General features: G+C 72.5%; 17 protein-coding genes and 1 pseudogene. 9 read left to right on the forward strand and 9 right to left on the reverse strand.

The window, feature by feature from the left end:
- The first annotated feature begins 365 nt into the window (after nucleotides 1–365).
- Both OG700_RS36055 and msrA read left to right on the forward strand, forming a co-directional pair.
- Nucleotides 366–833: an ArsR/SmtB family transcription factor gene (locus OG700_RS36055; protein ID WP_405621052.1), complete on the forward strand. Its 468-nt coding sequence runs from the start codon at nucleotides 366–368 to the stop codon at nucleotides 831–833.
- Nucleotides 830–1,348, forward strand: coding sequence for a peptide-methionine (S)-S-oxide reductase MsrA (gene msrA, locus OG700_RS36060; RefSeq protein ID WP_405621054.1), 519 nt, complete (start codon nucleotides 830–832; stop codon nucleotides 1,346–1,348). Before OG700_RS36055 ends, msrA begins: the two co-directional genes overlap by 4 nt.
- Before the next feature lie 142 nt (nucleotides 1,349–1,490).
- On the opposite strand, the gene OG700_RS36065 is transcribed toward msrA, so the two are convergent.
- The 3 genes from OG700_RS36065 to OG700_RS36075 all read right to left on the reverse strand — a co-directional run bounded on the left by OG700_RS36065 (nucleotide 1,491) and on the right by OG700_RS36075 (nucleotide 4,600).
- Nucleotides 1,491–1,922 (reverse strand): VOC family protein, encoded by a 432-nt coding sequence (locus OG700_RS36065; protein ID WP_405622228.1) that lies wholly within the window; start codon nucleotides 1,920–1,922, stop codon nucleotides 1,491–1,493.
- 162 nt (nucleotides 1,923–2,084) lie between these two features.
- On the reverse strand, nucleotides 2,085–3,092 hold the full coding sequence (ligD, locus tag OG700_RS36070) for a non-homologous end-joining DNA ligase (RefSeq protein ID WP_405621056.1): 1,008 nt from the start codon (nucleotides 3,090–3,092) through the stop codon (nucleotides 2,085–2,087).
- Nucleotides 3,093–3,241: 149 nt separating this feature from the next.
- Nucleotides 3,242–4,600 (reverse strand): BTAD domain-containing putative transcriptional regulator, encoded by a 1,359-nt coding sequence (locus OG700_RS36075; RefSeq protein WP_405621058.1) that lies wholly within the window; start codon nucleotides 4,598–4,600, stop codon nucleotides 3,242–3,244.
- Between the two features lie 130 nt (nucleotides 4,601–4,730).
- On the opposite strand from OG700_RS36075, the gene OG700_RS36080 reads away from it, so the two are divergent.
- Nucleotides 4,731–5,318, forward strand: a complete 588-nt coding sequence (locus tag OG700_RS36080) for a hypothetical protein (RefSeq protein WP_405621060.1) — start codon at nucleotides 4,731–4,733, stop codon at nucleotides 5,316–5,318.
- Here the strand turns inward: OG700_RS36080 and OG700_RS36085 are convergent.
- Nucleotides 5,245–6,531: an MFS transporter gene (locus OG700_RS36085; RefSeq protein WP_405621062.1), complete on the reverse strand. Its 1,287-nt coding sequence runs from the start codon at nucleotides 6,529–6,531 to the stop codon at nucleotides 5,245–5,247. The two genes, OG700_RS36080 and OG700_RS36085, sit on opposite strands and share 74 nt — an antisense overlap.
- 38 nt (nucleotides 6,532–6,569) lie before the next feature.
- On the opposite strand from OG700_RS36085, the gene OG700_RS36090 reads away from it, so the two are divergent.
- The gene (locus OG700_RS36090; protein ID WP_405621064.1) at nucleotides 6,570–7,175 is read left to right on the forward strand and encodes a CGNR zinc finger domain-containing protein; all 606 of its coding nucleotides are present in this window, start codon (nucleotides 6,570–6,572) and stop codon (nucleotides 7,173–7,175) included.
- Between the two features lie 131 nt (nucleotides 7,176–7,306).
- On the opposite strand, the gene OG700_RS36095 is transcribed toward OG700_RS36090, so the two are convergent.
- Nucleotides 7,307–7,450, reverse strand: coding sequence for a hypothetical protein (locus tag OG700_RS36095; protein ID WP_405621066.1), 144 nt, complete (start codon nucleotides 7,448–7,450; stop codon nucleotides 7,307–7,309).
- A gap of 96 nt (nucleotides 7,451–7,546) precedes the next feature.
- Here OG700_RS36095 and OG700_RS36100 point away from each other — a divergent pair.
- Nucleotides 7,547–8,138 (forward strand): annotated as a pseudogene (locus OG700_RS36100) (ATP-binding cassette domain-containing protein); the annotation flags it as partial.
- Between the two features lie 453 nt (nucleotides 8,139–8,591).
- Here the strand turns inward: OG700_RS36100 and OG700_RS36105 are convergent.
- Together OG700_RS36105 and OG700_RS36110 are read right to left on the reverse strand one after the other, a co-directional pair.
- Nucleotides 8,592–9,308 carry an SMP-30/gluconolactonase/LRE family protein gene (locus OG700_RS36105; RefSeq protein ID WP_405621068.1) on the reverse strand — a complete coding sequence of 239 codons (717 nt, stop codon included), beginning with the start codon at nucleotides 9,306–9,308 and terminating at the stop codon, nucleotides 8,592–8,594.
- Nucleotides 9,305–11,503 carry a DUF6351 family protein gene (locus OG700_RS36110; protein ID WP_405621070.1) on the reverse strand — a complete coding sequence of 733 codons (2,199 nt, stop codon included), beginning with the start codon at nucleotides 11,501–11,503 and terminating at the stop codon, nucleotides 9,305–9,307. The genes OG700_RS36105 and OG700_RS36110 overlap by 4 nt, the downstream gene beginning before the upstream one ends.
- A 241-nt stretch (nucleotides 11,504–11,744) precedes the next feature.
- Between OG700_RS36110 and OG700_RS36115 the strand changes: the two genes are divergently transcribed.
- From OG700_RS36115 to OG700_RS36125, 3 genes are all read left to right on the forward strand, one after another.
- Complete coding sequence (locus OG700_RS36115; RefSeq protein WP_405621072.1) at nucleotides 11,745–14,420, forward strand: SpoIIE family protein phosphatase; 2,676 nt, start codon at nucleotides 11,745–11,747, stop codon at nucleotides 14,418–14,420.
- 290 nt (nucleotides 14,421–14,710) lie between these two features.
- Nucleotides 14,711–15,118 carry a hypothetical protein gene (locus OG700_RS36120; RefSeq protein WP_405621074.1) on the forward strand — a complete coding sequence of 136 codons (408 nt, stop codon included), beginning with the start codon at nucleotides 14,711–14,713 and terminating at the stop codon, nucleotides 15,116–15,118.
- Complete coding sequence (locus tag OG700_RS36125; RefSeq protein WP_405621076.1) at nucleotides 15,115–15,759, forward strand: endonuclease; 645 nt, start codon at nucleotides 15,115–15,117, stop codon at nucleotides 15,757–15,759. The genes OG700_RS36120 and OG700_RS36125 overlap by 4 nt, the downstream gene beginning before the upstream one ends.
- Nucleotides 15,760–15,799: 40 nt before the next feature.
- Here the strand turns inward: OG700_RS36125 and OG700_RS36130 are convergent, their stop codons facing one another.
- Entirely contained in the window at nucleotides 15,800–16,117 is a 318-nt protein-coding gene (locus tag OG700_RS36130; protein WP_405621078.1) for a hypothetical protein, read from the reverse strand.
- A gap of 299 nt (nucleotides 16,118–16,416) precedes the next feature.
- Here OG700_RS36130 and OG700_RS36135 point away from each other — a divergent pair, with 299 nt between their 5' ends.
- Nucleotides 16,417–16,725, forward strand: a complete 309-nt coding sequence (locus OG700_RS36135) for an SCO5918 family protein (protein ID WP_405621080.1) — start codon at nucleotides 16,417–16,419, stop codon at nucleotides 16,723–16,725.
- 95 nt (nucleotides 16,726–16,820) lie between these two features.
- On the opposite strand, the gene OG700_RS36140 is transcribed toward OG700_RS36135, so the two are convergent.
- A complete protein-coding gene (locus tag OG700_RS36140) occupies nucleotides 16,821–18,365 on the reverse strand; it encodes a DEAD/DEAH box helicase (protein ID WP_405621082.1) in 1,545 nt (514 codons plus the stop codon).
- Between the last annotated feature and the right edge of the window lie 297 nt (nucleotides 18,366–18,662).

The following is an 18,662-nucleotide window of genomic DNA, read 5'->3' on the forward strand; positions in this document are numbered from 1 at the left end:
ACGCCGCCTTCGACGGCTCGCGCGGCCGGGCCGAGGTACGCACATGTCATGTACGCCGTGTTGAGCCTGCTGCGGGCGTCGGGGACGAGGACCGCCGCCGCGAGCCGGCCCCTCAGCAGGTAGATGAGATTCACCAGGTCCGGCCCCCCCCCGGCGGTCCACCGGACGGCCGGCGAGCGGGGTGCGGGGTGCGGACCATCGTCGCCGCGCCGATCAGGGCGGGCGCCCCGCCGCAGGTCACGGCGAGGATCAGGAGCGTACGACGGTCCAGTTCGACCCCAACCTCAGTCGACCGGCCCGCCCGCGACGTACGGCACCTGCCCCGGGACGAACCCCGCGCCGGGGCTCACCAGGAACGACGCCGCGTGCGCGATGTCCTGCGGCACACCCACCCGGCCGACCGGTACGGCGCGGCGGCGTCCGGCCGGGGACTGCTGCTCGTGCCGTCCGCCTTCGCCCACAAACCCGCGCCGCCCGTCAGCGCCGAGGAACCGCCGCTGCTGGTCCATCCCAGCCGGGGCGTGGCCACGCTCTGGACCCCGGCGCCCACCCCCGACGCACCGGCCCTCGTCTCGCTCCTCGGCGCGACCCGCGCCCGGCTGCTCGACCTCCTCGGGGAGCCGCTGCCCACGATCGAGATCGCCCGCCGGTTCCGGGTGACCCCGAGCGCCGTCTCCCAGCATCTGCGGGTGCCGCACGCGACCGGACTGGTGACCAGGTCGCGCGACGGCCGCCAGGTGCTCCACCGCCGCAGCCCGCTCGGCGACCGGCTGACCGGCCGAGCGGTCTCCCGGCGCAGTACCGTGTGTAACAGAGGAGGGAGTCATACATGAGCACAGATACGGCCACGGAGAAGGCGATCCTCGCGGGCGGCTGCTTCTGGGGTATGCAGGACCTGATTCGCGGTCTGCCGGGGGTGATCTCCACCAGGGTCGGCTACACCGGAGGAGATGTCGCGAAGGCGACGTACCGCGATCACGGAACGCACGCCGAGGGCATCGAGATCGCCTTCGACCCCGAGAAGACCAGCTACCGCCAGATCCTTGAGTACTTCTTCCAGATCCACGACCCCACGACGCTCAACCGCCAGGGCAACGACAGGGGCCTCAGCTACCGGTCGGCCATCTACTACCTCGGTGACGAGCAGAAGCGGGTCGCCGAAGACACCATCGCCGACGTCGACGCCTCCGGCCTGTGGCCGGGAAAGGTCGTCACCGAGGTGGCCGAGGCGGGTGCCTTCTGGGAGGCGGAGCCCGAGCACCAGGACTATCTGATCCGCTACCCCGACGGATACACCTGCCACTTCCCGCGGCCGGGCTGGAAGCTTCCCGCACGCGACGAGCGGTAGGGCACCTGTCACCCGGTACATGGTCCCCCGTCACCCGGCGCCTGCACCTCGTCTGTCACCTCGCCCGTCGCCTGTCGCGGTGACGGGACCGGACGGGATCGATCGACGAGGTCCGCCCGCCGGCCGGGCGGACCTCGTCGCGTCAGACGGCGAAGACCTGGGCGTCGTCCGCGAACGCCTTGAACTCCAGCGCGTTGCCCGCCGGATCGAGCAGGAACATCGTCCACTGCTCGCCCGGCCGCCCCTCGAAACGGACATAGGGCTCGATGACGAACTCCGTGCCGGCCGCCCGGAGCCGGTCGGCCAGTTCGTGGAACTCCGGCGTGGTCAGCAGCAGTCCGAAGTGCGGCACCGGCACGTCGTGCCCGTCGACGGCGTTGCGTACGCCCTCGTTCCGGCGCGGCGCCAGATGCGTCACGAACTGGTGGCCGTGCAGATTCCAGTCCACCCAGGTGTCCGCGCTGCGGCCCTCCGCCAGGCCGAGTACGTCGCCGTAGAAGCGGCGCGCGGCGGCGAGGTCGTCGACGGGCATCGCGAGGTGGAAGCGCGGTATGCGGGGCTCGGGGATGGTCATGGAGGTGTCGCCGCCCTTCGTCGTGGTCGTGGTCGTGCTCACGGTCGTACTCACGGTCTCGTGCGCGGACTTGTTCAGGGTCCCGTTCACGCTCCCGTTCACGCTCCCGTTCACGGGCACTGTACGGATGGCGCGTACGGCCTGTCCGGGCGGACCGCCCCCTCAGGCGGGTCCCTCCCGCACCACGTCCGTCGCCTCCTTGTCCTCCCGCAGCCCCAGGAAACGGGGGTGCCGCAGCATCCCGTCCCGAGTCCACTCGGTGAACGCGATCTGGGCGACGAGCCGGGGCTCCGACCAGTGCGCGGCCCGCTCCCTGACGACGTCGGCGAACGGTGACCGGGATGTCGCGGCCTCGTCCAGGCGCCGGCGGAGGTCCACCAGCGTCGCGTGGTCGTACCCCGTCCCCACCTTGCCCGCGTACCGGAGCCGTCCGCCCTCGTAGTGACCGAGGAGCAGCGCGCCGAAGCCGACGCGGGAACCGGACGGCTCCGTGTAGCCGCCGATGACGAACTCCTGCCCCCGCTCGCACTTGAGCTTCAGCCAGCCCGTCGATCGCCGGGGCTCGTACCGGCCGGCGGCCCGCTTCGCGATCAGCCCCTCCCACCCGTCGGCGCACGCCCGGTCCAGCAGCTCCTGACCGCCCGCGTTGCGGTGCGGCGTGAAGCGCAGCGGCGCCCGGTAGGTCAGCGCCCTGCGCAGCAGCGACTTGCGCGAGCGCAGCGAGATCGCGGTGAGATCGGCACCGTCGAGCCGCAGCAGATCGAACAGGTAGTACGTGACGGCCACCCCGCTGGCGCGGGCCCGGCGGGCGTCGCTGATTCCCATGCGCCGCTGGAGCAGGGCGAAGTCGGTGCGGCCGTGGGCGTACGCGACGACCTCGCCGTCCACCGTGAAGTCGGCGCGTTCCTGCGCGGCCAGCGCGTCAACGATCTCCGGATAGGTGGCGTCGAGCCGCCGTCCGGTGCGCGACAGCAGCCGTACGCCCGAGGCGTCCCGCACGGCGAGCACCCGGACGCCGTCCAGTTTGCGCTCGAACATCCAGCCGTCGCCGAACACCCGTCGGTCGGTGAGGGTGGCGAGCATGGGCGCCGACGCCAGGACGGCGCCCGACCGGGTGTGGCCCAGTCTGCGCCGCTCGTCGGCGGGCAGCGTGTCCAGGAGACCACTCATCGCGCCTCAACTCTCTGCGTCGGGACCCGGATCGGGTCGTCGGCTTTCGGAGAAGGTTCCCCGCGACGGAGTGACGAGTGAGCGTGTGACCAGGGCTGATCACCCGTTAGGGGCTGCCCCGGCGCAGCTGGCGGGGGCGGCGGTACGGGTCAGCCCGCCGTGCAGACGTCCCGCAGTCGCCGCGAGGCGCCGCACGTCGCCAGGCTGCACCATCTGCGCCGGCCGGCGGCGTCCAGGAACAGCCAGCCGCACTCTTCGTTGGGGCAGGCGCGCACCACGAGACGGCGCGGATCCGCCAGCAGGTCGGCGGCGCTGCGGGCCGCCGCGTGGAGGGGGAGCCGCAGGCCGACCGAAGGGGGGATGCGCCAGCGGCCCAGGCCGTCCGCGCCCAGCGTGAACACCGACGACTTCGCCGCCGCTTCCGCGACCTCCGCCACCGCCTTGAAGGCGCCGGTGTCGGCCGGATCCGTCAGACAGGCGTACAGCAGGGCACGGAAGTCACGGGCCTGCGCCAGTACGGCCGCCGCCTCGCCGGGGTCGCGCCGCGCCCGCGCGAGCAGCCGCGTGACGACATGGTCCTCCGCCAGGTCGAGATGGCCGGCCCACACCGCGAGGGTGGCGTAGTCACGCAGCCATTCCGAACCGGCGAGTTCCGGTCCGCCCCAGCCCGCGTACGTGTTGCAGAACTCCAGCGCCGGATGGCCGCTGGTGTTCCACGGCAGCCAGTGTTCACCGACCCGTACCGCGTACAGCGGAGCCGGCGGCCGGTCGAGCGCCGGATCGCGGCGCAGGACGCGCTGGTGAAGGGCGTTCAGGTCCGGTCCCGGCTCGACGCCGAGCCGGGTCGACAGCGCGCGGCGTGTGACGCGGTAGAGCCGGACGGCCTCGGCCGCGCGGTCGCTCCGGTAGAGGGCCGTCATCTGGGCGGCGACGATGCGCTCCCGTTCGGGGTGCTCGTCGGCGAGGGCCGTCAGGTCCGCCACGACCCGTTCGTGCAGCCCCATCGCGAGGTGGCTCTCGGCCCGCAGTTCGACGGTGGACAGCCGCAGTGCGTCCAGATGGCCGCCGAGCCGCTCGCGCAGCGGCTCGCCGGCCACATCGGCGAGCAACGGACCCCGCCACAGCGCGAGGGCCCGGTCGCAGAGGCGGATCCGCTCGGCGGGGTCCGTGGCGTCGGCCGCCGCCCGGGCGAGCGGGACGAACTCCTGGGCGTCGACCTTGTACCCGCCCGCCTCCAGGACGTAGCCGTCGTGCCGGGTCTCGATACGCGGACCGTGGTGCGTCCGCAGGGCGGCGCGCAGCCTGCCGATGTACGTGTGGACGGTGCCGCGCGCCGACGCGTGCCCCTCGCCGTCCCACAGCAGATCGATGAGCCGGCCGGTCGTCACGACGTGCCCCGCGTCGAGCAGCAGGATCGCCAGCAGACAGCGCTCCTGGCGGCGGCTGTGCGTCAGGAGCCGTCGGCCCTCGTGGTGGGCCTCGAACGGCCCGAGCAGTGTGAACCTCATGGCCGGGCCCAGGGTAGTGGGCCGCGGGACGGCGGCCCAGACCCTGCCCGCCGGTGGTGAGAATGTGGTCAGAGCCCGGCGGGACGCTGATGCCCAGGCCGTTGACCATCAGGCCGTTGACCATCAGGTCATGGACCATCAGGCCGTGGACCACCACTTCACCGGGGAGAAATCTGTGCGAGGAACCGCCGTTGCGCTACTGGCGCTCACCACACCGCTGTTCGGGCTCGGGACGCAGCCCGCGCAGGCCGCGTCCGACCCCGCTCACCCAGCACCGGACACCGGGTGGGGCGCCTGGGAACCGGCACCCTCCGCACCGTGGGACGCCGCCGCCGGTGTGCGCTGCGACGTCCCCATCCATGCCGAGCCCGTCGTCGACGAGGTGGTACGGCGGGTGCTGACGACCCATCAGGACGGCTCCCCGAATCGCGTCCTCTACCGAGGGGACCTGGTGGTGCGTGTCACGAACACCGACACCGGCGCCTTCTACGACGCGGACGCGAGCGGTACGGCCGCCGTGGACCACCGCGCCGACGGCTCACAGTTCTGGTCCGTGCTGGGCCCGGTGCTGGTCGGTGTCGCCGAGCACGGCGGCAGTCTGGCGCGCGGTGTGTATCTGATCGACGGCGCGTACACCATGGACATCAGCCCGACCGGCTACAAGGACGTGACCATGCGTTACGGAGCGAGCGACGACATCTGCGCCCGCATCGACTGAGGACGGAGCACAGCGCGGCGAGACCCTGGATGCCGGCGGCTGCCAGCAGCGCGCCGGGCAGCGACCAGGTGGCGAGCGGACCCGCGATCCCCGCCCCCAGGGCGAACCCGGTGATCTTGAGGCTCGCCCCCGTGGTGAAGATCTGGCCGCGCAGCCGCTCCGGGGCCTCCCGGTGCCGTACCGCGAACAGCGCCCTGAGCTGCGGCCCTTCGCCGACGCCCACGAGCAGCGCGGCTGTCACGACCGGCACCGGGCGGCCGGTCGCCGCGAGGACGAGCGCGACGGCGATGGCGAGTGGAGCGCACACGACGACCGTGTCGGGACGCAGCAGCCGGGGGCGGCCGGACAGTACGGCGTTGGCGGCGAGCGCCGCGACCGCGACGCCGGAGAGCAGGGCCGCGCCGTGGGCGGGCGAGCCGAAGACACGCGCTCCGAGCAGCGGGGCGCACGCGACCAGCACGCCCTGGCCCACGCAGGAGACCACCGAGGTCGTCGTCGCACGGGTCAGCGGCCGGATCCGTACGATCGCGCGGAACCCGGCGACGAGGTCATCGGTGAGGCTGGTGGTCGGGCCGCTGGTCAGGCCGGTGGGGAAGCCGCTCGCGCGTTCGCCCGCGTCCGAAGTGTCTGAGGCGACCGGAGTGACCGAAGCGACCGGTGTCGGCAGCGCCAGCGCCGAGGGAAGCGCCAGGCAGATCAGCGCCATCGCCACGATCACACCGGCCGGAGCACCCCACAGCCCCGCGACCGCCCCGGCCAGCGCCGGCCCCGCGAGGCTCGCTCCGTTGAAGGTCAGCGCGTCGAGCGCGTTGGCGCGCGGCAGCCTCTCGTACGGGACGAGGCGCGGCAGTTGGGAGGTCCACCCACCCGACAGGGCGGGTCCGAGGAGCCCTGCGGACATCGCGACCAGGACCGTGACATGGACCGGCACCCGGCCGAGCGTCACCAGGATGATCGCAAGCCCCGACGCGTAGCCGGCCAGCGCGACCGCCAGCAGCCGCCCAGGGTGGGCCGCCCGGTCGAGGAGCGCTCCCAGGAAGGGGCCGCCGATCGCCGCCGACACGGTGACGGCCGCCAGCAGCGAGGACGCGGTGGCGGCTGATCCGGTGGCCGCGAGGCCCGCCAGCAGCAGGGCGGTCCCCGACATCTCGTCGCCGGTACGGGCCGCCGCGGCTCCCGCGCCGTACCACCTCAACGCGGCACGTTGATTCATCCGCGTCACGTTACGCGGGTAACTCAAATATTCGCTAGATGCGTTACATTGAGCCGGTGTCCCCAGCAACGACCGACGACTGGTCCACCCGCCACTCCGTCCAGGCCATCGCCCGGCGAACCGCCGCGCTCGTCAACCTCCTTGACGACGAGGCCGCTCCACCGGAAGCCGTCGCCGACCTGCTGCGCGCACACGGTGAGAAAGGCCGCATCGAACTGACCGCGAGCGATCTCGCCGAGCTGCGCGCCGCCGCCACGTCGCTCCGCGAGGTCTTCGCCGCCGCCGACGTCGACCTCGCCGCGGCCACGCTCAACGGCCTCCTCGCACGCGGCTCCGGCCCCCTCCGGCTCACCTCGCACGGCGGCGCCACCCCGTGGCACCCGCACCTCGACAGCGCCGACGACGCCCCGTGGGGCGAGTGGTTCCTCGCGTCCTCCTGCCTGGCGCTGACCGTCCTGGTCTGGGACCGCCAACGCCCGCCCGGCGGCGTCTGCGCGTCATCGAGCTGCCGCAACGTCCACCTCACCCAGGGAAGCGGGCCGCCGCGCCGCTACTGCTCCCGCCGCTGCGCCACCCGCGAACGCGTGGCCGCCCACCGGGCGGCCCGCGCGGCCGAGCACGATCCCCCGGCGCTCGGCCGCTGACCAAGGGAGTCAGGGTGCCGGGGCGCCGTCCTCCGCGGGAGTGCGATCCGGCCGGTGACGCACGAGCTCCACAACCCGAACCGCAACTTCTCGCCGAGCGGATTCTCCTCACCCCTCCACTCCTCACCCCTCTACTCCTCCCGCCCCACGGCCGGCTTCGCGACGCGCGCCAGTTCGGCGAAACTGACGTCCCGGCCGCCGGCTCGTCGTGTGGCGCCCCACTCCGGTGGGAACCGCAGCGTCCTCACCCGGCCCTGCGGGGGTGCGGCGGTCACCGGCAGGATCTCGTCGAGCGCCCACCCCGTACACCACGCTTGAAGAGGTCGGCCGATGGACAACGAACGGCACGCGGACACAAGGGGAGTTGGGTGATTTCCCGCACTCGCGCCGAGCCAGGATCCAGCCCGAGGACGTGGGCCACGCCTCGGGATCCGGGCAGCGCAGGGTGCCGGAGCACCACACTGCGGATGCTCATCGGCCTGAACCGGCCCACCGCCGGCACCGCCACCATCGACGGCCGTCCGTTCCGGGACCGCCCGCGCGGGCTGCGGCACGTCGGCGCGCTGCTCGACGCCCACGACGTGCACGGCGGGCGCACCGCCCGCGCCCATCCGCGCGCACTCGCCCGCGGCAACGCACTGCCGAAGCGACGCGTGGACGACGTCCTGCACGAGGTGGGACTGGCCGCCGCCGCCCGGCGCCGTATCGGCGGGTTCTCGCTCGCGATGAAGCAGCGGCTCGGCATCGCCGCCGCGCTGCTCGGCGATCCGCCGGTGCTGCTGTTCGACGAGCCCATCAACGGCCTTGACCCGGAAGGGGTGTTGTGGGCGCGCGGGCTGTTCAGGCGGCTCGCCGCCGAGGGCCGCACGGTGTTCGTCTCCAGTCATCTCATGACCGAGATGGAGCACACCGCGGACCACCTCGTCGTCATCGGCCGGGGTGAGTTGATCGCCGCCGCGAGCATCGGCGCGCTGACGGTCGTGGGGGAGTACGGCACCGGCCAGATCCGTACGACGTTCGCCGCCGTCCCGGCCCGCCGCTCGGTGCTCGCCGCCAAGACCGTCGTGGTCACGGCGGTCACCACTGTCTTCGGCGCCGTCGCCGCCGTGACCTCGTTCGCCGTGACCCAGGCGATCCTGTCCCGCCGGCATGTCGGACTGCCCTTCGACTATCCGGGCGCCACGCGCGTCATGGTGGCGTCGGCGCTGCTCGCGCCGGTCTGCGCGCTCATCGGCATGGGCCTCGGCGCCCTGGTCCGGCACACCGCGGCGACGATCGTCAGCCTCACCCTGCTCCTGCTGGTCCTGCCGTCCCTTCTCAACGAGCGCGAGCACGGGACAGCCTCGCTTCTGCACGCCCTGCCCAGGGAGCGTGGGCCGAGTTGGTGGCGGTGCGTGATTCCCCGGTCCCCGATGCCTACCCGACGACGATCGCCGGCTCGTGGCTGGTGTACGGGATCTGGTCGCTCGCCGCGGTGGTGATCGCCGTCGCCGCGTGCACCACCCACACACAGCCGTCCGCGTCGACGGTCAGCCCGTCCGGTTGCCCGGCACCGGGCTCGATCGTCGCCAACGGGCCCTGGTCGACGAGCGGTTCGCCGGGGGAGTGGCAGTCGGCACGGAACCGGTCGACGCGCCCGGTGGGGGAGTCGACGTGGTACATCGTCCGCCCGTCCGGGCTCCAGCCCGTGCCGTTGCCGACGGTGACGGGCCGCGTGCCGGTGACGGCGCACGCCCCCGAGGCGCCACCGGCACCCGTCACCCGGATCAACGCCCCGCCGCCCGGCCCCTCGTCGTAGCGCGTGCTGCCCGCCCACAGCGCGCCGTCGGGCGCCACGGCCGCGTCGTTGCCCCGGCGGCCGGGAACAGGATCGCGCACCAGCCAGGAGAAGTCGCCGCCGGGGCCGTACAGACCGATACCGTCCCGGAGGTTGACCACCAGCCCGCCCCCGGCCCGTGGGAGCGCGGCGCCGACGTGCTGCTCGGTGGCCATGACCGTACGGCGGCCGTCGGCCGGGTCGAAGGTGTGGATCCGCGCGGAGAGGATGTCCACCCACAGCAGCCGGCCGGTCGCCGGATCCCACGTGGGTCCCTCACCCGACGTCGCCTGTGCCCGTACGGCGACCTCGATCACCGCGCCCGCCCCCCGCCGTCCCCGACCGACTGCCAGGTGTCCGTGAGCGGACGCTGCCCCTGCCCGCCCCTGCTCCAGTCGCACACTCCGTCCGGGAACGCCGCCCGCAACTGCCGCAGTTCACCGCCGCTGAACGTCACCGCGTAGTCGGCCGGATCCACCGCCTTGCGCCGGCACGCGATCACATCGTCCGCGAGCGGGGCTCCGGCGACCAGCCTCGGTGTCGGGAAGGCCGGGTAGAGCGCGCCGCATTCGCCGGGGTTGTCGTAGCCCAGTCGCTGCTCGACCTTCCGGGGCTCCGCGTCCTTGGTCCAGCACGCGTCGGTCAGCTCCGCCGGTTTCTGCGCGACGACGTCCCGCGCCGTCCACCGCGTCCGCGCGGCAGTCGACGTCAGCGACGTCAGCCACGCGTCCATCTCCGTAAGGGCGTACCGCAGCGCGGGGCTCTTGAGACTGAAACCGTGCCGGTTGTCCTCCGCGAGCATCACCTGGTTGTCCGCGTGGCCGTTCGCCGCGATCAGCCGGGCGCGGGTGGAGAACCCGTGCACCGACATGTGGATGTCGCCCCCGGGCAGATCGTCGGTGTACGAGCGGTGGTCGATGACGGGTGTGGTGGCCAGACCGGCGCCGCCCCACAGGACGCGGCCCGTACCGTACGCCGCATCGGTCGCCTTGACGTCGGCCTTCGTCCGCCCCGCGGTGTACTCGGCGTCGCGGTCGATGCCCCCGACACGGGAGTTGAGGTCGATGAACTGCTTCTTGTCGATCGCACCCTCGTTCAGCGCGTCGAGGCCGTACTGCACACCGGCGTTGTCCAGCGGGCGCAGCGCGGCGCCGGTGCGCCGGTCGGTGCCGTACACGTTCACCGTGTGATCGAAGACCGTGCCGCGCGCCCCGTCGGGGTTGGCGCTCGCGTCGTACCGCTGGTCCTCGGGCAGGGCCGCCGGGAACTCCGCGTCCGGGTCGAGGCGCTTCGCGCCGTCGCTCAGATTCGGGATGCTCGCCCGCTCACGGAACCCGGCGACCGCCCGCTGCTGCCCGGCGCTGAACCCGTCCGGCGCGGTCGCGGTGAAGTAGTGGTCGAGCAGCCGGGAGTCCAGCAGCGTGGTGTTGGTCGCCGACGTCACGTCGGGGAAGCTGCACCCGACGATGATGCCGTCGAGCAGACCGGGGTAGTTGTCGGCGGTCTGATAGCTCTGGTACGACCCGCCGGAGCATCCCCAGCCGATGGTGAAGCGCGGGACGCCGTACCGCTCCACGAAGTGCTCCTTGACCATCATCGTGGTCTCGGACGCCAGCAGGTCGTTGCAGTTGTTGCCGAAGACGTTGAGGGACGACGAGGCGACGGCGTATCCGCGCCCCAGCATCTCGGTGTCCAGTACGCCCCCGGTGTCCGAGCCCTGGGTGTACCAGCCGCCCCGGCAGCCGCCGCCGAACGTGTACATGAGCCGGCCGTTCCACCCCTCGGAGGGCCGCGCACGGGTCGGCTCCGGCGCGGCGGGGTCGGCCAGCATGGAGATCTGGTACACGCCCCGGTTGAGCGTGCCCGTCTCGATACGGATGAGGAACGGCACCCGCGCGCCGGTGCTGGTCGTGGTCGTCGCGAGGTCCGCGGGGCGGCTCGCCGGATCGGCCAGGGGCTTCACGGCTCCGTCCGTGGAGCGGTACGCGTGGTCGACCCGGGTCGCGATCGAGCAGTCCTCGTCCAGCGGCGGCCCCGGGGTGGAGCCGTCGACGAGCTTGAACGACCGCGTACCGCACGCGAAGGGCCGCTCGTGCGGCCCGCTGATGACCGGACCGGTCGATGGATGGTCGCGTACCTGGAGCGCCGCCCGCGTGCCGGGCCGGCCGGGGACGGTCGCGACGAGCCGGTTGCGGCCCTCGCGCAGGGACGTCACCAGGCCGGTCAGGGTCCCGGGCGCGGAGCCGGCCGCCGTGAACGCCGCCGTGACGTCCGTGCCGTCGCGGGTGATCCGTACGTCGGCGGGGTCGACGCTCGGCGGGACCCCGACGCGCACCAGGACGTCACCGCCGGTGACCACATCGGGCCGGGTCGACAGGGCGCCGATGGTCAGCCGCTCGTGGTCACCGGGCCGCCCGTCGTCGCCGGGCCGCTCTGTGGCGGCACTTGGGAGGCAGGTCAGCAGCAGCGCACCCGCGGCGAGCGCGGTGGCGAGGACGGACCGACGGGACACCGATGAACCTCCATGATCTGTGGACCGGCCGGACCGGATCCATGGACACCTGTGCGGACGCGGACGCGTGGGGGCGCGCGGACATCTCCGTGGACACATCAGTGGACACCTCCGTGGACACTCGCGTCACTCCCCTTCACTCCCGGACCCGCAGAATGGTTCATGCGGCGACGTGCGGGGGTCAAGACCGCGTACGTACGCGCGGCTCGCCCACCCCCTGAGAGGGGTGTACAAAGAGGGCATGGCCGGACGCGACGGCCGCCCGCGCTCGGTTCTGAAGATGAGAACAGTCGCAGGCCAGGTCTTTCTCCTTCAGGTGGCGATCGTCGTACTGCTCGTCGCCGCCGCCTCCGCCGCGCTCGTACTCCAGGGCCGCGCGGGCAGCGAACGCGAGGCCCGCAACCGCTCCGTCGCCGTGGCCGAGACCTTCGCGAACTCACCGGGCATCCAGGCGGCGCTGAAGAACCCCAACCCCGCCGAAGTCCTGCGCAGACCGGCCGAGCTGGCCAGGGAGCGCTCCGGCGTGGACTTCATCGTCGTCCTCAACACCGACGGAATCCGCTACACCCACCCGATTCCCGACCGGATCGGCAAGAAGTTCATCGGCAATCTGAAGCCCGCCCTGGAAGGGCGTGTCATCACCGAGAAGATCACCGGCACCATCGGCCCCCTCGTGCAGGCGGTCGTACCCATCTTCGACGCGAGCGGCAAAGTGGTCGGGATGGTGTCCGCGGGCATCACCATCAAACGCGTCAGCTCGGTCGTGGAGGACCAGTTCCCGCTCCTGTTCGGCGCCGCGGGCGGCGTGCTGCTCCTGACCATGGGCGGTACGGCCCTGGTGAGCAGCCGGCTGCGCCGCCAGACGCACGGGCTGGGACCCGCCGAGATGACCCGGATGTACGAGCACCACGACGCGGTTCTGCACGCCGTACGCGAAGGGGTGATCATCGTCGGCGGCGACGGCAGACTGCTGCTCGCCAACGACGAGGCCCGCAGACTCCTCGACCTGCCGGCGGACGTCGAAGGCCGCCCGGTCACCGACCTGGGCCTGAACCCGGCCACCGGGAAGCTGCTGGCGTCCGGCCGCACGGCGACCGACGAGGTCCACCCCGTCGGCGAGCGGCTGCTCGCCATCAGCCAGCGGCCCACCGACCAGGACGGCGGCCCGCCCGGCAGCGTGACCACCCTGCGTGACACCACCGAGCTCCAGACGCTCACCGGAAAGGCCGACGTGGCCCGCGGACGCCTGCGCCTGCTGTACGACGCCGGTACGGAGATCGGTACGACCCTGGACGTGGTCCGCACCTGTGAGGAGCTGACCGAGTTCGCCGCCGCCCACTTCGCCGACTTCGCGACCGTCGACGTGGCCGAGGCCGTCCTGCGGGGCGAGGAGCCGACCACCGTGGTGATGGACATGCGCCGTACCGCCTTCAGCGGCCGGGACGAGGAGACCTCGCTCTACCCGCTCGGCGAACTGATCCACTTCAGGCCGTCCACCCCCGTGAGCGACGCCATCGTGAACGGCGAGGCGATCCGCATCGAGGATCTCGGCGCGTTCTCCGGCTGGCACAGACAGACCCCCGAACGCGCCAGGAAGCTGGTCGGCGAAGACGGCATGCACTCGATGATCACCGTTCCGATGCGGGCGCGGGGCGTCATCCTCGGCGTCGCCACCTTCTGGCGCTCCGCGCAGCCCGACGCGTTCGAGGGCGAGGATCTGTCCGTCGCCGAGGAGATGGTCGCCAGGGCGGCGGTCAGCGTCGACAACGCCCGCCGCTACACCCGCGAGCACACCATGGCCGTCACCCTGCAGCGCAGCCTGCTCCCACGCGGCCTCCCCGACCAGAACGCCATCGACGTCGCCTACCGGTATCTGCCCGCCCAGGCCGGACTCGGCGGGCTCGGCGGCGTCGGCGGCGACTGGTTCGACATCATCCCGCTGCCCGGCGCCCGCGTGGCACTGGTCGTCGGTGACGTCGTCGGCCACGGCCTGCACGCCGCCGCCACCATGGGCCGGCTGCGCACCGCGGTCCACAACTTCTCCACCCTGGACCTGCCGCCCGACGAGCTGCTGTTCCATCTGGACGAACTGGTGGCCCGGATCGACCAGGACGAGGCCGCCGACGGGGCCGACGGCGCGGTCACCGGCGCCACCTGCCTGTACGCGATCTACGACCCGGTGTCCGGGAACTGCACCATGGCGCGGGCTGGTCACCTCCAGCCCGTCCTCATCCACGACGACGGCACGGCGGTCTTCGCCGACGTGCCCGGCGGCCCACCGCTGGGCCTCGGCGGACTGCCCTTCGAGACCCTTGAGGTCCATCTGCCCGAGAACAGCCGGCTGGCGCTGTACACCGACGGACTCGTCGAGGACCGGCACCGCGACATCGACGAGGGCCTGGACCTGCTGCGCCGTACGCTCGCAGCCCAGGCCGACCGGACCCCGGAGCAGGCGTGCGACGCGGTCCTGCGGACACTGCTGCCCGAACACCCGCGCGACGACACCGCCCTGCTGGTCGCGAGCACCCGCGTGCTGGACGGCGCGCACGTCGCCGACTGGGAGATCCCCGCCGACCCCGCGGCGGTGGGCAGACTGCGGGCCGACGTCACGCGCAAGCTGACGCAGTGGGGCCTGGTCGAAGAGGCGTTCACCACCGAGCTGATCCTCAGCGAACTGGTCACCAACGCGATCCGCTACGCCTCCGGACCCATCCGGGTACGGCTGATCCGTGACCGCAGCCTGATCTGCGAGGTCTCCGACCACAGCAGCACCTCGCCCCACCTGCGGCAGGCGGCGGGCACCGACGAGGGGGGCCGCGGGCTCTTCCTCGTCGCACAGTTCGCGGAGCGCTGGGGAACCCGCTACAGCGCCCAGGGCAAGGTCATCTGGACGGAACAACCGCTCGGCACCGCCTGACCCGCCGCCCTTGCGCGGCAAGGTCTGCGTACCGTCTGTCAACTTGTGTTCGGCCGTACGGGAGCCGACGAGCGGGGTCCGCGCGGACGCCATAGGCTCGTCGAGAGTGCGAATCAGGCACGTCAGTGTGAACTCCAACAGACGTGGTACCCGCCCGGCATACGTGAGCCAAGCACGGCCCCGTGAACGACTGCCCTGCGTGTTCCATGCGCATCTCAGGCCGGCGCCCTTCTGGCCGGCACCGCTCAATCCGGCGCTGCTCAGGCCGGGAAGAGAAAGGGACTGGGTTTATGGGGCTGCTGCCGACCGTACTGATATCCCTCGTGTTTCCGGCGCTGATGCTGTTCGTCATGGTGGCGCTCGGACGCATGGAAGAACTCCTGCTGCCACATCTCCAGCCCCCCCGGCCGACGGAGGGCGAGCCGGACGCCCCGCCGCAGGACGCCCCGATTGAGGACACCCGGCAGCCTGCCTCCGGAGCGGAGAGCGACCTCGGCCCGGACGACGGCCTCAGCCCCGAGGAAGTCCGCGCCGAGGCGATCCGCGCCGCCCAGACCCGCGCCGACATCGCCAGGGCCCGTACCGAAGCCGTACGCCGCTCCGCCCGGCGCCGCGCCTACGGGACCCCGCGCCCCGTGGGCCGTACCAACACCGGCCCGCCGCGCGGCGGGCGCACGACCCCCCTGCGATTTCGATGAACCGGCAAGCCGTCGTGGACGCGCTGCTGCGCTCCCACGGCCGCACCTATGCCGCAGACGCCGGCATCAGGCTGCGTGACACGCCGCAGCCCCTCTACCAACTCCTCGTCCTCACCCTCCTGTTGAGCGCCCCCATCCGCGCCGCCGTCGCCGTCGCCACGGCGCGCGCCCTCGGCGAGGCGGGCCTGCGCGACCCGCGCCGCATGGCCGGGGCGACCTGGCAGCGGCGCGTCGACATACTCGGCCGGGGCGGCTACCGGCGCTACGACGAGAGCACCGCGACCCGGCTCGGCGACGGCGCCGAGCTGTTGATCCGGCGGTGGCACGGCGACCTGCGACGGATGCGCGCCGAGGCCGACGGCGACGTGATGGTGCTGCGCCATCTGCTCCAGGACGTGCCGGGGATCGGCCCCGTCGGGGCGGACATCTTCCTGCGCGAGGCACAGGCCGTCTGGCCGGAAGTGGCGCCCTACTTCGACACCAAGGCGCTGCGCGGCGCCGAACGCCTGGGCCTCGGCCCCGACACGGCGACGCTCGCCCGCCTGGCCGGCGACGCGGGCCCCGCGACCCTGGCCGCGGCCCTCGTACGAGCCGCCCTGGACGGCGCCGTGGTCGAAGAAGTCGGCTCGTCCGCGTCCTGAGTGACCGCACCCACCCCCGCGACCCCTCGCGGCCCCGGCGTCAGTACGAGCTGTCGATGCCGGTGACGAACGCCGACCCCAGCGGCGCCTCGTCCGCCGAGAACCCCGCCTCGCCGAGCGCGGCACCCGCCACCCGCTTCGCCTCCGCCACGGCGCTCCGCTTGTTGTCGGCCTCGATCTCCAGCCGGATACTGAAGGTGCCACCCTCGTTGACCGTCAGCATGTCCAGGTCCTCGGCCTCACCCAGAGCCGTGTGCTGCGGGTCCGCGGGCCGCAGCCCGCGCAGCAGCGCCGCGCGGGAGTCCGCGTCGAGCGTGCGCAGGAAAGTGCCCGGGACGGTGATGACGTACGCGGTCATGCGAACTCCTGGCGTCGACGGCCCCCGCGGTACGGGGTGGGCTTCGTGCCCCACCCATGTGACCTGCCCGGTTTTCCGCCCTGATCACCTACCGGATCCGGATCCCCGGCCGGATTCCCCCGGCGGATTCACCGCCGACCGGCATTTTCCATGCCCATTTCCGGAAATCGGATTCCGGCCCGTCCTTATGCTCCGCGAACATTTGCCCGGGCTGGCGGAGGAGGTTTCGCTTCCGGGCCGGGGTTTCATGTGGGATGCTGGAGACTCCGAATCTTCCCCCTTCTCCCTGCCGAGGCACTATGCGCTGCGTCATCGCCCGCTTCCCCTTCGAACTGGTCAAGAGCGAGGTGCAGCTGGCGATGAAGGGCATCAAGCCCGAACCAATCACGGGCGAGTCCGTGGTCATCAGCCGCCGTACGTACCCGGTGAAGCAGGTGGGCGAAATCATCACGCGCCAGGACCGCCGTGACTTCTCCTCCTCCGAGGTCACCCGCGCGCTGACCCGTCTCGGCTTCACGTGCCGCAGCGTCCCCGCCCCCGCCCCGGTGGTGGAGCCCAGCCCGCTGGAGACGGCGTCGGCGATGCTCGGCACCCCCGCGCAGAACTGAGCGAACGGCGCGGACAGCGCACACGCAGAGGACCCCGTCACCAGTCGGTGACGGGGTCCTCTCCGTATGCGGACCGCCGTGGCGGCCCTGTCCGGCTACGCGGACCAGCTGCGCGACGACGACTGACGCGCGCCGCCCGAGCGGCCCTGCCCGCCACCGGTCCCCGACGACCTGCGGCCCTGAGCCGGACGGCCGCGGCCACGGCTGCCCGAACCGCCGCCCTTGGCGCGCTCCGCGACGGGCGTGGAGATGACCACGGGAATCCCCGAGGGCGCCTGCGCCCCGGTGATCCGGCTCAGCTCAGCCTCGCCGGAACGGACCTGCGCGACCTGCGGCACGATCCCCGCGTCGGCCATCAGACGCGTCATCTCGCGACGCTGGTTGGGCAGGACGAGCGTGACGACGCTGCCGGACTCCCCGGCGCGGGCGGTACGCCCGCCACGGTGCAGATAGTCCTTGTGGTCGCTCGGCGGGTCGACGTTCACGACGAGGTCGAGATTGTCGATGTGAATGCCGCGCGCCGCGACGTTCGTCGCCACGAGCACCGTGACATGCCCCGTCTTGAACCGGGCGAGCGTGCGGGTGCGCTGCGGCTGGGACTTGCCACCGTGCAGCGCGGCGGCCCGTACACCGCTGTTCAGCAGGTGCTCGGTCAGCCGGTCGACGGCGTGCTTGGTGTCCAGGAACATCAGCACCCGGCCGTCGCGCGCCGCGATCTCCGTGGTGGTCGCGTACTTGTCGGCGTTCTGCACATGCAGGACGTGGTGCTCCATGGTGGTGACCGTGCCGACGGCGGCGTCGACGGAGTGCACCACCGGGTCGTTCAGATAGCGGCGGACCAGCAGGTCGACGTTGCGGTCCAGCGTCGCCGAGAACAGCATCCGCTGGCCCTCGGGCCGTACCTGGTCGAGCAGTTCGGTCACCTGCGGCATGAAGCCCATGTCGGCCATCTGGTCGGCCTCGTCGAGGACGGTGATGGCGACCCGGTCCAGCCGGCAGTCGCCCCGCTCGATGAGGTCCTTGAGCCGGCCCGGGGTCGCGACGACGACCTCCGCGCCGCCGCGCAGCGCGCCGGCCTGGCGGCCGATCGACATACCGCCGACGACGGTGGTGAGCCGCAGCTTCAGCGAGCGGGCGTAGGGGGTCAGCGCGTCGGTGACCTGCTGCGCCAGCTCACGGGTGGGTACGAGCACGAGCGCCAGCGGCTGCTTCGGCTGGGCGCGCTGTCCGGCGGTGCGGACGAGGAGCGCCAGGCCGAACGCGAGGGTCTTGCCGGAGCCGGTACGGCCCCGGCCGAGGACGTCGCGTCCCGCGAGCGAGTTCGGCAGCGTCGCCGCCTGGATCGGGAACGGCTCGCTCATGCCGAGGCCGGTGAGCGTCGTCATGACCGGCGAGGGCATGTCCAGCTCGGCGAAGGTCGCCACGGCGGGCAGGGCGGGGGTGATGGTGACCGGCAGGGCGAACTCGCCGTGCACGGCGGAGGGGCGACGGCCGTAGCCACCGCCCGACCGGCCGGAGGAACCCGAGCGGCCCGAGCCGGACGACTGCGGGCGGAAGCGGCTGCCGCCACCGCCGGAGGCGCCGGGGCCGCCGGAGCGGGTACGTGAGTAACGGTCGTTCGTGCGAGGCGTGCGGTTCATGCTGAACCTCTCTCGATGCGGCACGTATCGAGGAACTCTTGGGCAGAATGACCGCGCAAAGAATCGCAAGAACGAGCCGGGGGAAAACAGAAAACAGAGCCGCGCCGGGGCGTGAAACGCCGGAACCGGCACGTGGAAATTCTCGGAACAGACCGAGCACGGGCGACCGGGGTCGCCTACGTGTGGGGGCCCGGCAGTCCGGTGCGGGGCCGACATCGGTGAAGATCTGTCGGCCGGCCGTCAGGACAGCGAGGAGAAACCTGGTCCCGCGCCACACTCCAATGTGTCACGCGCACC

It is taken from the genome of Streptomyces sp. NBC_01508, assembly GCF_045040315.1.
In the GTDB taxonomy this organism is placed as follows: domain Bacteria; phylum Actinomycetota; class Actinomycetes; order Streptomycetales; family Streptomycetaceae; genus Streptomyces.